12 protein-coding genes are annotated in these 12,400 nt (G+C 72.3%); 6 read left to right on the top strand and 6 right to left on the bottom strand.

All coding sequences use genetic code 11. The features are described from left to right. Window positions 1–404: 404 nt before the first annotated feature. The 6 genes from FZ103_RS03685 to FZ103_RS03660 form a co-directional block, all read right to left on the bottom strand. Window positions 405–1,865: a benzaldehyde dehydrogenase gene (locus FZ103_RS03685; protein ID WP_155998840.1), complete on the bottom strand. Its 1,461-nt coding sequence runs from the start codon at window positions 1,863–1,865 to the stop codon at window positions 405–407. 176 nt (window positions 1,866–2,041) lie between these two features. Further along, entirely contained in the window at window positions 2,042–2,845 is an 804-nt protein-coding gene (locus FZ103_RS03680; RefSeq protein ID WP_155998838.1) for an ABC transporter ATP-binding protein, read from the bottom strand. Window positions 2,846–2,915: 70 nt separating this feature from the next. Further along, window positions 2,916–3,749, bottom strand: a complete 834-nt coding sequence (locus FZ103_RS03675; RefSeq protein ID WP_394350071.1) for an ABC transporter permease — start codon at window positions 3,747–3,749, stop codon at window positions 2,916–2,918. Further along, window positions 3,746–4,603, bottom strand: a complete 858-nt coding sequence (locus FZ103_RS03670; RefSeq protein ID WP_155998836.1) for an ABC transporter permease — start codon at window positions 4,601–4,603, stop codon at window positions 3,746–3,748. The genes FZ103_RS03675 and FZ103_RS03670 overlap by 4 nt, the downstream gene beginning before the upstream one ends. Then, complete coding sequence (locus tag FZ103_RS03665) at window positions 4,600–5,550, bottom strand: ABC transporter substrate-binding protein (RefSeq protein ID WP_343233363.1); 951 nt, start codon at window positions 5,548–5,550, stop codon at window positions 4,600–4,602. The genes FZ103_RS03670 and FZ103_RS03665 overlap by 4 nt, the downstream gene beginning before the upstream one ends. A gap of 68 nt (window positions 5,551–5,618) precedes the next feature. Beyond that, a complete protein-coding gene (locus FZ103_RS03660) occupies window positions 5,619–6,749 on the bottom strand; it encodes a 5-methyltetrahydropteroyltriglutamate--homocysteine S-methyltransferase (protein WP_155998832.1) in 1,131 nt (376 codons plus the stop codon). 441 nt (window positions 6,750–7,190) lie between these two features. Between FZ103_RS03660 and FZ103_RS03655 the strand changes: the two genes are divergently transcribed. The 6 genes from FZ103_RS03655 (at window position 7,191) to pcaG (ending at window position 12,382) form a co-directional block, all read left to right on the top strand. Then, window positions 7,191–8,006: an IclR family transcriptional regulator C-terminal domain-containing protein gene (locus tag FZ103_RS03655; RefSeq protein ID WP_155998830.1), complete on the top strand. Its 816-nt coding sequence runs from the start codon at window positions 7,191–7,193 to the stop codon at window positions 8,004–8,006. 126 nt (window positions 8,007–8,132) lie between these two features. Then, window positions 8,133–8,957, top strand: a complete 825-nt coding sequence (locus FZ103_RS03650) for a CoA transferase subunit A (protein ID WP_155998828.1) — start codon at window positions 8,133–8,135, stop codon at window positions 8,955–8,957. Window position 8,958: 1 nt separating this feature from the next. Beyond that, entirely contained in the window at window positions 8,959–9,717 is a 759-nt protein-coding gene (locus FZ103_RS03645; RefSeq protein WP_155998826.1) for a CoA-transferase subunit beta, read from the top strand. Between the two features lie 108 nt (window positions 9,718–9,825). Next, complete coding sequence (locus tag FZ103_RS03640) at window positions 9,826–11,001, top strand: acetyl-CoA C-acyltransferase (protein ID WP_155998824.1); 1,176 nt, start codon at window positions 9,826–9,828, stop codon at window positions 10,999–11,001. Between the two features lie 71 nt (window positions 11,002–11,072). Continuing rightward, the gene (gene pcaH / locus FZ103_RS03635) at window positions 11,073–11,816 is read left to right on the top strand and encodes a protocatechuate 3,4-dioxygenase subunit beta (protein ID WP_155998822.1); all 744 of its coding nucleotides are present in this window, start codon (window positions 11,073–11,075) and stop codon (window positions 11,814–11,816) included. Beyond that, a complete protein-coding gene (gene pcaG, locus FZ103_RS03630) occupies window positions 11,816–12,382 on the top strand; it encodes a protocatechuate 3,4-dioxygenase subunit alpha (RefSeq protein ID WP_155998820.1) in 567 nt (188 codons plus the stop codon). Before pcaH ends, pcaG begins: the two co-directional genes overlap by 1 nt. The last annotated feature ends 18 nt before the right edge of the window (window positions 12,383–12,400 follow it).

The following is a 12,400-nucleotide window of genomic DNA, read 5'->3' as shown; positions in this document are numbered from 1 at the left end:
CGGTCCCCGGTGGAATCCTCTGCCCTGGCGACCGGAGGACCCTCCGCGAACCACCCAGGGCGGTCACCACAGCGGCTGCGGCAATGGGGCTGGGGTGCGCGAAGCGCCGTGCGCCGGCTTGCCGCCGAGCGCACGGATCACCGTTGCGCCGGAGGCCCGCCACCGGTGGCACGGCTCCGTCTGACAGGTGCAGCGTGCGCTCGGCGGCCGGCAAGGAAACACGTGACGCGCGGCGTCTCCGTTGGGGCGGTGGCGGGCTGACGGGAGGGCACGTGACGCGCAGCGTCTCCGCTGCCGGTGTCCCGGCGATTCCACCGCGGGAAGGCCCACGGCCCCGGGCGAACCGGGACGGCGGTTCGGCCGGGGCCGTGGGGGCGGGGACGCGCCGCGGGGCGGGATGCCGCCTAGAACGGGTAGCGCTGGATCTCGCTTTGCATGGTGACCCACTGGGTCTCGGTGAACGCCTCCAGGTTGGCGCGGGTGCCGCCGAAGCGGGCTCCGGTGCCCGAGGCGCGGACGCCGCCGAAGGGGGCCACCGCCTCGTCGTCGACCGTCTGGTCGTTGATGTGCACGATGCCGGTGGGGATGCGGTCGGCCAGCTCCATGCCGCGCATGGGGTTGCCGGTGAGGATGCCCAGGGACAGGCCGTAGTCGCTGGCCGCGGCGATCTCGGCGGCCTCCTCCAGGGTGGAGAAGCGGATGACCGGGGCCACCGGACCGAAGACCTCCTCGTGGAAGGCGGGGGTGTCGCGGGTGACCTGGTCCAGCACGGTGGGCCGGTAGAACTGGGCGTCGTAGGTGCCCCCGGCGCGCACCTTGGCGCCGGCCTCCACGCTGCGGGTGACCAGGTCGTGGATCCTGTCGCGCTGGCCGACGTCGATGATCGGGCCCAGGGCGGTGCCCTCCTGCTCGGGGTCGCCCACGGTCAGCGCGTCGGCCTTGGCCGCCAGCTTCTCGACGTAGGCGTCGGCCAGCGACTCGTGCACCAGGTGGCGCCCGGTGGTCATGCAGATCTGGCCCTGGTGCAGGAACGAGCCCCAGGCGCCGACGGAGGCGGCGCGGTCGACGTCGGCGTCCTCCAGCACGATCAGCGGCGAGTTGCCGCCCAGTTCCAGGTGGGCGCGCTTGAGGTGGCGGCCCGCCGCCTCGCCGACCTTGCGGCCGGCGGCGGTGGATCCGGTGAAGGAGACGACGGCGATGTTGGGGTCGGCCACCAGCTGCTCGCCGGCCTCGGCGCCGCCGGGCAGCATCTGCAGCACGCCGTCGGGCAGGCCGGCCTCGCGGAACACCTCGGCGATCACGGCGCCGCCCGAGACGGCGGTGCGCGGGTCGGGCTTGAGCACGACCGCGTTGCCCAGGGCCAGGGCCGGCGCGACCGAGCGCATGCCCAGGATCAGCGGGAAGTTGAACGGGGCGATGACGCCGACGACGCCCACGGGCACCCGCCGGGCCAGGCTCAGCCGCGGCTGGGCACTGCGCAGCACCTCGCCGTTGGGCTGGGAGGCCAGCGCGGCGCTCTCGTAGGCCTCGGTGACGGCCAGGTGTACCTCGAAGCCGGCCTTGCCGGCGGCCGATCCGGCCTCCTGGCGCAGCCAGGAGGCGATCTCGTCGGCCTCCTCCTCGAACTTGGCGCCGGCCCGGCGCAGCACGGCGGCGCGCTCCTCGAAGGGGACCGCCGCCCAGTGCCGCTGCGCCTCGGCGGCGCGCTCGGCGGCCTCGGCGACGTCGGCGGCGCCGGCCGAGCCGATGCGGCCCAGCTCGCTGCCGGTGGTGGGCGAGGTGACGGGGGCGGTGCCGCCCTGGGCGGGCCGCCAGGATCCGGTGAAGACGTTGCCGCGCCATTCGCGGTCGTTGAGCAGTGTCATCGTCGCTCCTTGCGTCGAAGGAATGGGGGGCCGGGCAGGGCCGCGGCGGCAGTACCGCCGCCCCGCCCGCTGTGGTTGGGCCGGCGGGCGGCGGCGCCTGTCTTCGGACACCGCCGCCCGCCGAGTCTGTGTGCGGCCGCCCGGCCCGCCGCTTCGGCGCCGTGCCGCGGGGGCGGCTACTCGGCCGCGGCCGCCTGCTGCTTGCCGGCCTCCTGCGGCTGGGAGGCGTTGCGGATCTCGGCGTAGATGCGGGTGCGCAGCTCGGCGAAGCGGTGCTCGCCGCGGGTGCTGATCTGGTCGCGCTCGTCGGGCAGGTCGATGGCCACGTCGTCCTGGATGATCGTCGGCGAGGACGACATCACCAGGACCCGCTGGCCCAGGTAGACGGCCTCGTCGATGTCGTGGGTGACGAACAGGACGGTCATGGAGAACCGCTTCCACAGCGTGCGGATGAGGTCCTCCAGGTCGGCCCGGGTCTGGGCGTCGACCGCGGCGAACGGCTCGTCCATCAGCAGCACCCGCGGCTCGTAGGCGATCGCGCGGGCGATGGCGACGCGCTGCTGCATGCCGCCGGAGAGCTGCCAGGGGTAGGCGCCGGCGGACTTGAGCAGGCCCACGGCGTCCAGCGCCTCGTCGCTCAGCTCGCGGCGGCGCGCCTTGGAGAGCCGCTTCTCCTTCAGCGGCAGCTCGACGTTGTCGCGCACGCGCAGCCACGGGAACAGGCTGCGGCCGTACTCCTGGAAGACGACGGCCATGTCCCGGGGCGGCCCGGTGACCTGCTCGCCGGCCAGTTCGACGCTGCCGGAGGTGGGGCGCATCAGCCCGGCGATGCACTTCAGCAGCGTGGTCTTGCCGCAGCCGGAGGGACCGACCAGGCATGCCAGCTCCCCGTCGCCGAGGTGAAAGGTCAGGTCGCGCAGCGCCTCGACATCGCCGTGCTGGCCGGGGTAGATCTTCTGCAGTCCGGTGACATCGAGCATGTGGGCCTTCTTGTGCGAAGCGGTGGTCTGTGGTGCCGGTGCGGTCGGTGTCGTCGCCATGGTTCTCGCTTCACTCCCCGCGCGCCGCTGCGCGCACGCCGTTGTACCACTTCAGCACCTTGCGCTCGGCGAAGCCGAACAGGACGGAGAGCAGGAAGCCGAGCAGGCCGAGCAGCAGGATGCCGCTCCACATCTCCGGGATGGCGAAGGTGCGCTGGAACTGGATGATGGTGTAGCCCAGCCCGCTGCTGCTGGCGAACATCTCGCTGATCACCATGAGGATGATCGCGATCGACAGGCCCTGGCGCATCCCCGCCATGATCTGCGGGCTGGCCGAGCGCAGCACCAGCGTGGTCAGCCAGCGCCGGCCCCGGATGCCGTAGCAGCGGCAGGTGTCGATCAGCACCGGGTCGACGGCCCGCACGCCCTCGATGGTGTTGAGCAGGATGGGCCAGATGCAGCCGGAGACGATCACCGCGAGCTTCATCGTGGTGTTGACGCCGACGAACAGCATCAGCAGGGGCACCAGCACCGGGGGCGGGATGGCCCGGAAGAACTCCAGGACCGGCTCCAAAACGGCGCGGATGCGCGACGAGAGCCCCAGGACGATGCCCAGGCCCACGCCCCCGACGGTGCCCAGGGCGAAGCCGCCGAACAGGCGCCCGACGCTGGGCAGGACGTCGTCGGCCAGCCGCTGGGAGCCCCACACCTCGACGAAGGTGGCGGCGATCTCTCCGGGTGTGGGCAGGTAGTACACGCCCGAGGCGATGCTGGCCGCCCACCACAGGCCGATGAGCAGGATGGGAAGCAGCACGATCTGCAGGGCGCGCAGCGCGGTCCGGCCGGCCCCTCCCGGTTTCGCGGCTCCCGCGCCGGTGCGTGCGGGGGTGGTTGCGGCGCTCACACGATCTCCTCTCCGCGGACCGACGCGTGCCAGCGCAGGGCCCTGCGCTCCAGGGCCCGCACGCCGACGTTGACGGCGACCCCGAGGGCGCCGGTGGCGATGATCAGCGCGTAGACCAGCGCGGTGGCGTTGCTGTTCTTGGCGATGGCGATCTGCTGGCCCAGGCCGGGGGTGCCGATGATCAGCTGTCCGGTGATGGTCAGGATCAGCGCCACGGCCGCACCCAGCCGCAGCCCGGTGAGGATGTAGGGCAGCGCGGAGGGCCAGGCCACGTAGCGCAGCCGCGCCAGGCGGCCCAGACCGTAGGAGCGGGCGGTCTGCTCGGCGACGGGGTCGATGTCGGCGACGCCGTAGAGCACCTGGATGTAGATCTGCCAGAACGCCGCGTAGACCACCAGCAGCAGGGTGGAGGCCATGTCGGTGCCGTAGAGCAGGATCGCCAGCGGGATGAGCGCCACCGAGGGGATGGGCCGCAGGAACTCCACCGTGGAGGAGGTGAAGGCGCGCAGCACGGGGACCGATCCGATGACGAACCCCAGCACGCCGGCGGCGGCGAATGCGATCCCCAGGCCGATCCCCCAGGTGACCACGGTGTCGCCCACCGCGGTCCAGAACTCCGGCAGCACGAGCCGCGTGCCGAGGGTGGCCAGCACCTCCGACACCGGCGGCAGGAACCGGGCCGGGACGAGCCCGAGCCGCGGAACCGCCTCCCACAGCAGCAGGAAGCCGACGACGCCGGCGAGTCCCAGCAGCGCGCGGTTGGGCGGGCGGCCCGCGACGCGGGGGCGTCCCCCCGCCCCGGAGGGATGGGCGGGGGGACGCGCGGTGCCGGCTTTGGCGGCGTCAGTCGTCATTTGAACAGCTTGTCCATGTCGGGCTGGTCCTCGACCACGCCGTCGTGGACGAGCAGTTCGCCCACGGCCTGCGCGGACTCCTGGTTGTAGCCGTTGGGCCAGCGGGGAAGGCGGATCTGCTCGATGACCTCGGGCTCGATCTCGGTGTACTCGCCGAGGATGCGCCGGACCTCGTCGGGGTGCTCGTCGGCGTAGGTCATGGACTCCTCGATGGCGGCGGTGAAGTTGTCCACCAGCTCGGGGTCCTGGGCGACCACCTGCTCGGTGGTGAAGTAGTAGGCCACCGAGAGGTTCTTGTGGGCGTCGACGAAGTTGGAGGCCACCTCGGTGGCGCCGTTGTTGAGCGCGGAGGTCAGGAACGGCTCGACCAGCCAGGCGGCGTCGACGTCGCCCCGCTCCAGGGCCGCGGGCATCTCCGGGAAGGGAAGCTCGACGAACTCGATGGTGTCGGAGTCGCCGCCGGCCTTGCGCACGGAGTTGCGCACGGTGGTGTCGCCGATGTTCTTGAGGTTGTTGACGGCGATCGTGCTGTCTTCGAGCCCCTTGGCGTCGGTGATGTCGCTGCCTTCGGGCACCACGACGGCTCCGAAGTCGTTGCCCTGCTCTCCGGTGCTGGTCACGCCGTTGGCCACGATCGTCAGCGGCAGGTCGTTGTCGCGGCCGACCATGATCGAGGTGATGTTGCCGAAGGCGAAGTCGAACTCGCCGGAGACGACGCTGGGCACGGCCTGGGCACCGCCCGTGGTGTTCTTGATCTCCAGGTCGATGCCGTGCTTTTCGAAGATGCCCTGGTCCAGCCCCAGGTGCAGGGGCGCGACGTCGACGATGGGGATCGCTCCGACGGTGATGGACTGCGTGCCGCCGCTGTCGCCGCCGCCGCCTTCCTGGCCACCGCCGCAGGCCGTACTTGCGAGCAGGGTGACCACAGCGGCCACGGGGAGGATCATCCGGCGCATGTTGGATCTCCTGGTGGGTGAATTGTCGGGCATGCGCCCGCGAACGGGCGCGGGTGGGGTCATCCCCAGACTTCGGCGGCGGTCTCGACGATCAGCCGCAGCTTGGCGACCTGCTCGTCGTAGGTCAGATCGTTGCCTTCGAAGGTGCTGGAGAATCCGCACTGCGGTGCGAGGCAGAGCTGCTCGAGCGGGATGTAGCGGCTCGCCTCCTCAATGCGGCGCTTGAGTTCGTCCTTGCTCTCCAGTTGCCCCCGCTTGGTGGTCACCAGGCCGAGGGCGACGTACTTGCCCTGCGGGACGAAGCGCAGGGGCGCGAACCCGCCGGAGCGGGCGTCGTCGAACTCCAGGAAGTAGCCGTCCACGCCGAGGGAGCCGAACAGCTCCTCGGCGATGTAGTCGTAGCCGCCCTCGGCCACCCAGGAGGAGCGGAAGTTGCCGCGGCACATGTGGGTGGTGATCCGCATGCCTTCGGGGCGGCCGGCCAGGGCGGCGTTGATCTGGGCGATGTAGCGCCGGTGGATGCTGTCGCCGTTGTCCCCGCGCTCGTCGATCATGGCGCGCTGGCGGGGATCGTTGAGGTAGGCGAGGCTGGTGTCGTCGAGCTGGAGGTAGGTGCAGCCCAGTTCGCCCATGCGGCGGATCTGCTCGGCGTAGGCGGCCGAGAGGTCGCTCCAGAACTCCTCGATGTCGGGGTAGACCTCGCGGTCGACGGCCGCCTGCCCGCCCCGGTAGTGGACCATGCTGGGCGAGGGCATGGTCAGCTTGGGGGTGGCGGTGGTGGCGGTGTCCCGCAGGAAGGCGAAGTCGTCGGCGAAGATCGTGTGTTCCAGCCGGACCTTGTCCTTGATCTGCAGGGCGGCGGGGGTGAACTCGATGTCGCCCTGCTCGTTGTGGAAGGTGACCGTGATGTCGCCGGCGGCCTTGGTGATCCCGCCCAGCTGGTAGATGAAGTCCATGTGCCAGGAGGAGCGGCGGAACTCGCCGTCGGTGGCGGTGGAGAGGCCGACCTCCTCCTGCATGCGCACGACGTCGCGGACGGCCTCGTCCTCCAGGCGGCGCAGCTCCGCCTGGCTCAGGGCGCCCTCGGCGTGGCGGGTGCGGGCGTCGAGCAGGTGCCGCGGCCGCAGCAGGCTGCCCACGTGGTCGGCACGGAAGGGGGGTTCGTCGCGGCTGGTGACGGCTTCGGTCATGGTCTCGCCGGTTTCCCTTCGGTCCTCGGATGCGAGCCGGCGCGGACGGTGTCCGGCGCTCGGCGCTCGGGCCCCCCGCCGGCGCCCGGTTCGGCGCGTCGGAAACGGGGATCGTCGGTGCACTGCGCCGGGCACCGCCCGGCTGTGCGCGGCCTTCTGTGGAACGCGGGAGCCGCTCGCCCCGGAGAGGCGAACCGCGCGCCAGTGCCTGGGCACCGTATCGCAGCGGCCCCATGTACGAAATACGAACAAGCGTTCTTCGAGCGAACATAAGTGAGGGCGATCACCCACGTCAAGCCCCAGATTCCGGATACCGATACCCACGGTGTACGGCTTTACCTGCGGAGTTGCTTGTTCGGTATGAGAACATCGCTCTAGGCGCATGACGCGGGTCACCCGCAGGCCCCGGATCCGACGCGCCGCAGCAACCGAAGGAGAGACATGAGCACGGACCTCACCGAGCCCGGCACCCCGCCCAAGGGCGAGCACTACGTGCAGTCGCTGGAGCGCGGTCTGGCCGTGATCCGCGCCTTCACCGCGCAGAGCCCCACGATGACGCTCAGCGAGGTGGCCCGGGTGACCGGGCTGACCCGGGCCGCGGCACGGCGCTTCCTGCTCACGCTGGCCGACATGGGCTACGTACGCACCGACGGCCGGCTGTTCTCGCTGACGCCGCGGGTGCTGGAGCTGGGCTATGCCTACCTGTCCTCGGCCGGGCTGCCCGAGGTCGCCCAGCCGCACCTGGAGCGGCTGGCCGCCGAGCTGCACGAGTCCTCCTCGGTCTCGGTGCTCGACGGCGGCGACGTCGTCTACATCGCACGGGTGTCCACATCGCGCATCATGAACGTCGCGATCAACGTCGGCACCCGTTTCCCCGCCTACGCGACGTCGATGGGGCGGGTGCTGCTGGCGGGCCGCTCGGCCGCGGAGATCGACGCCTACCTGGAGAACACCGAGCTCACCCGGCTGACGGCCTTCACGGTGACGACGCCCGGGCGGCTGCGCGCCGAGATCGACCGGGTGCGCAACCAGGGCTGGGCCCTGGTCGACCAGGAGCTGGAGGAGGGGCTGCGCTCGGTGGCCGCGCCCATCCGCGACCGCGACGGCCGGGTGGTCGCCGCGGTCAACGTCTCGGCCCACGCCAGCCGCTCCTCGGTGGAGGACATCCGGCGCGACCTGCTGCCGCCGCTGCTGGCCGCGGCCGCCCGCATCGAGGCCGACCTGGAGATCTCCCAGCGCGCCGCCGGCCACGCGTAGCGCTCCGCGCCGCCGCCGGGCCGCCCGGGCCTTCCCGCCACCGCCCTTGACCCGTGGGATGACTGTGGGCAATTATGTGCGTATTAAGAACAAGCATTCGGCATACGAACAGATTTGGACCCGCTTATGATCGTGCCGCTGGACGAGGGTGTACGCGAACTCGTCGGCGACGGAGACACGGTCGCGCTGGAGGGTTTCACCCACCTGATCCCCGTGGCGGCCGGCCACGAGATCATCCGGCAGGGCCGGCGTGACCTGACCTTGGTCCGGATGACCCCCGACATCGTCTACGACCAGCTGATCGGCGCGGGCTGCGCAGCGCGCCTGGTGTTCTCCTGGGGCGGCAATCCCGGCGTCGGCTCCCTCCACCGCTTCCGCGACGCCATCCAGCACGGCTGGCCCCGCCCCTTGGAGATCGAGGAGCACAGCCACGCCGGCATGGCCAACCGCTACGTCGCCGGCGCCTCCGGCCTCCCCTTCGCGGTGCTGCGCGGCTACGCCGGCACCGACCTCGTCGGCCAGACGGAGACCATCAAGACCGTCGAATGCCCCTTCACCGGCGAGCACCTCGCCGCCGTCCCCGCCCTCAACCCCGACGTCACGATCGTGCACGCCCAGCGGGCCGACCGCGCCGGCAACGTCCAGCTCTGGGGCATCACCGGCATCCAGAAGGAGGCCGTGCTCGCCGCCCAGCGCTCGCTGGTCACCGTCGAGGAGGTCGTCGACGAGCTGAAACCGGTCGCCGGCCAGGTGATCCTTCCCGCCCGCGTGGTCAGCGCCGTGGCCGAGGTGCCCGGCGGCTCCCGCCCCTCCTACGCCCACGGCTACTACGCCCGGGACAACAGCGCCTACCAGGACTGGGACGCCGTCAGCCGCGACCGCGAGAGGTTCGCCGAGTGGCTGGAGAACGAGGTGGGCGCCCAGGCGCCGCTGCCCGGAAAGGCAGGATGACATGACGACAGCGACGGGCTACACCTCCGACGAGATGATGACGGTGGCCGCCGCGCACGCGCTGACCTCCGAGATGGCCTGCTTCGTGGGCATCGGCCTGCCCAGCACCGCCGCCAACCTCGCCTGCCGCACCCACGCGCCGGGCCTGTGGATGATCTACGAGTCGGGCACCCTGGGCACGCGGCCAGACACGCTGCCGCTGTCCATCGGCGACGGCGTGCTCGCCGAGACCGCCGACACCGTGGTCTCGGTGCCCGAGGTGTTCAACTACTGGCTGCAGCCCGGCCGGATCGACGTCGGCTTCCTCGGCGCCGCCCAGATCGACCGCTACGCCAACATCAACACCACCGTCATCGGCGACTACGCCGACCCCAAGGTGCGCCTGCCCGGCGCCGGCGGCGCCCCGGAGATCGCCGCCTCCTGCCGCGAGGTCGTCGTCATCGTCCGGCAGAACACCCGCGCCTTCGTGGAGCGGGTCGACTTCGTGACCTCCCTCGGGCACGGCGGCGGCCCCGGCGACCGCGAGCGCCTGGGACTGCGCGGCTTCGGCCCCACCCGCGTCATCACCGACCTGGGCGTGCTCAAGCCCGACCCGGCCACGCGCGAGCTGACCCTGGTCCAGCTGCACCCCGGCGTCACGGTCGAGGACGCCCGCGCCGCCACCGGCTGGGACCTCGCCGTCTCCCCCGAACTGGCCACCACCCCCGAGCCCACCGCCGAGGAGCTCTCCGTGCTGCGCTCGCTGACCGGGCGCGGGTAGACCTGATGCGAACATGGGACGCGGCCCCGCGGCCGGCGGGCGAGCCCCGGCCGGCCCGACCGCCGAATCGCGCGGCGGCCCCGCCCGCAAGCGACTGAAAGGCCCGCAATGACCGACGTATTCGTCCTGGACGCGGTGCGCACCCCCTTCGGCAAGCACGGCGGCGCGCTGGCCGGCGTGCGCCCCGACGACCTGGCCGCCCACGCCGTGCGCGGCCTCGTCGAACGCAGCCCCGGGCTGGACCCCGCCGGAATCGACGACGTCTACTTCGGCGACGCCAACGGCGCCGGCGAGGACAACCGCAACGTCGCCCGCATGGCCGCGCTGCTGGCCGGGCTGCCCACCTCCGTGCCCGGCGCCACCCTGAACCGGCTGTGCGGATCGGGCCTGGAGGCGGTCATCGCCGCCAACCGCGCGGTGGCGGTGGGTGATGCGTCCCTGGTGCTGGCCGGCGGTGTGGAGTCGATGAGCCGCGCCCCCTGGGTGCTGCCCAAACCCGCCAAGGGCTTCCCCGCCGGGCACGAGACGCTGCACTCCACCACGCTGGGCTGGCGCATGGTCAACCCCGCCATGCCGCAGGAGTGGACGGTCTCGCTGGGCGAGTGCACCGAGCAGATCGCCGAGCTGTACGGCATCGAGCGCGCCGAGCAGGACGCCTTCGCCCTGCGCAGCCACACCAAGGCGGCCCAGGCCTGGGAGAAGGGCGTCTTCGACGCCGAGATCGTGCCGGTGCCGGGCGTGGAGCTCGCGCGCGACGAGAGCATCCGCGAGACCTCGCCGGAGAAGCTCGCGGGTCTGAAGCCGGCGTTCCGCCCGGACGGCACGGTCACCGCCGGGAACTCCTCGCCGCTCAACGACGGCGCGGCGGCGCTGCTCATCGGCGACGAGAACGCCGCCGCCACCACCGGCGCCACCCCGCTGGCGCGCATCGTGAGCCGCGGTGCCGCCGCCGTGGAGCCGCACCGCTTCGGCATCGGCCCGGTGGAGGCCGCCGAGACCGCGCTGGCCCGGGCCGGCATCGGCTGGGAGGACCTCTCGGTCGTCGAGCTCAACGAGGCCTTCGCCGCCCAGTCGCTGGCCTGCCTGCGGCGCTGGCCCGCCCTGGACCCCGAGATCGTCAACCCCAACGGCGGCGCGATCGCCATCGGCCACCCCCTCGGCGCATCGGGCGCGCGCATCCTGGGCTCGCTCGCCCACGAGCTGCACCGGCGCGGCGGCGGCTGGGGGCTCGCCGCGATCTGCATCGGCGTGGGCCAGGGCCTCGCCGTGGTGCTGCACGCCTGACGGCGCGCAGCCGGGCCCGCAGCGGGCCCGAGCCGCATGTGACCGCCCAGACGCAAGGAGGCAGAGAAGCCATGAGCACCGACCCGGACACCGGCGCGGTCCCGCTCGCGGCCGGGTACCGGCGCGACCACGGGGTGCACCCGCCGCTGGACTACCCCGGATACCGCAGCACCGCGCTGCGCCACCCCAAGCGGCCGCTGCACCTGCTCCCGCACCTGCTGACGGAGGTCACCGGGCCGCTGCTGGGCGAGGACCGCATCGGCGAGACCGACAACGACCTCACCCGCCAGCACGACGGCGAGCCGCAGGGCCAGCGCATCATCGTCCACGGCCAGGTCCGCGACGGCGACGGCCGCCCGGTCCCCAACACTCTGATCGAGATCTGGCAGGCCAACGCCGGCGGGCGCTACCGCCACACCGGCGACAACTGGCCCTGCCCGCTGGACCCCAACTTCACCGGCGTCGGCCGCACCCTCACCGACGACCAGGGCCGCTACCGCTTCGTCACCATCCGGCCCGGCGCCTACCCCTGGCGCAACCACGACAACGCCTGGCGCCCCGCCCACATCCACTTCTCCCTGTTCGGCCGCGCGTTCACCCAGCGCCTCGTCACCCAGATGTACTTCCCCGGGGACCCCCTGTTCTTCCAGGACCCGATGTGGAACTCCATCCCCGACGAGAAGGCCCGGGAGCGCCTGGTGGCGCGGTTCGACTACGCCAACACCGCGCCGGAGTGGGCGCTGGCCTTCGAGTGGGACATCGTGCTGCGCGGGCGCGAGTCCACCGTCTTCGAGTCTGAAGTGGACGACGACTGATGAGCACAGCCGGCGAGACGACACCTTCCCAGACGGTCGGCCCCTACCTGCACATCGGGCTGCCCTGGCCCGACGGCCCGTTCGCGCTCGCCGAGGGGGCCGAAGGGGGCTTCTGGATCCGCGGCACCCTCTACGACGGCGCCGGGGAGCCCGTCCCCGACGGGCTGATCGAGACCTGGCAGGCCGACCCCGACGGCCGGTTCGACCACCCCGACGACCCCCGGGGCGCCAAGGCCTGGCCCGGCTTCCGCGGCTTCGGCCGCTGCGAGACCGACGCGACCGGGGAGTTCCGCATCCGCACCCTCAAGCCCGGTCCGGTGCCCGGCCTGGGCGGCGCGATGCAGGCGCCGCACATCGACGTCTCGGTGTTCGCCCGGGGGATGCTGGACCGCACGGTCACCCGCATCTACTTCCCCGAGGAGACCGAGGCCAACGCCGCCGACCCGGTGCTGTCCTCGATCCCCGAGCCCGAACGCGCCACGCTCGTCGCCCGACCCGCCGAGGACGGCTACCGCTTCGACATCCGGCTCCAGGGCGAGGATGAGACGGTCTTCTTCGACATCTGACCCGCGGGGTCGGGTGCG

Origin of the sequence: Streptomonospora sp. PA3, from assembly GCF_009728995.1 — a bacterium.
Classification (GTDB): Bacteria; Actinomycetota; Actinomycetes; order Streptosporangiales; family Streptosporangiaceae; genus Streptomonospora.
The sequence above is the reverse complement of the archived record's forward strand: the minus strand, read 5'-3'. Positions and strand labels throughout refer to the sequence as shown.

Coding starts and splice junctions, on each gene's coding strand:
- FZ103_RS03680 (WP_155998838.1), bottom strand. CDS start 2,845: ATGCTCGATGTCACCGGACTGCAGAAGATCTACCCCGGCCAGCACGGC.
- FZ103_RS03665 (WP_343233363.1), bottom strand. CDS start 5,550: ATGATCCTCCCCGTGGCCGCTGTGGTCACCCTGCTCGCAAGTACGGCC.
- FZ103_RS03650 (WP_155998828.1), top strand. CDS start 8,133: ATGATCGTGCCGCTGGACGAGGGTGTACGCGAACTCGTCGGCGACGGA.
- FZ103_RS03645 (WP_155998826.1), top strand. CDS start 8,959: ATGACGACAGCGACGGGCTACACCTCCGACGAGATGATGACGGTGGCC.
- pcaG (WP_155998820.1), top strand. CDS start 11,816: ATGAGCACAGCCGGCGAGACGACACCTTCCCAGACGGTCGGCCCCTAC.
- FZ103_RS03640 (WP_155998824.1), top strand. CDS start 9,826: ATGACCGACGTATTCGTCCTGGACGCGGTGCGCACCCCCTTCGGCAAG.
- FZ103_RS03655 (WP_155998830.1), top strand. CDS start 7,191: ATGAGCACGGACCTCACCGAGCCCGGCACCCCGCCCAAGGGCGAGCAC.
- FZ103_RS03660 (WP_155998832.1), bottom strand. CDS start 6,749: ATGACCGAAGCCGTCACCAGCCGCGACGAACCCCCCTTCCGTGCCGAC.
- pcaH (WP_155998822.1), top strand. CDS start 11,073: ATGAGCACCGACCCGGACACCGGCGCGGTCCCGCTCGCGGCCGGGTAC.
- FZ103_RS03685 (WP_155998840.1), bottom strand. CDS start 1,865: ATGACACTGCTCAACGACCGCGAATGGCGCGGCAACGTCTTCACCGGA.
- FZ103_RS03670 (WP_155998836.1), bottom strand. CDS start 4,603: ATGACGACTGACGCCGCCAAAGCCGGCACCGCGCGTCCCCCCGCCCAT.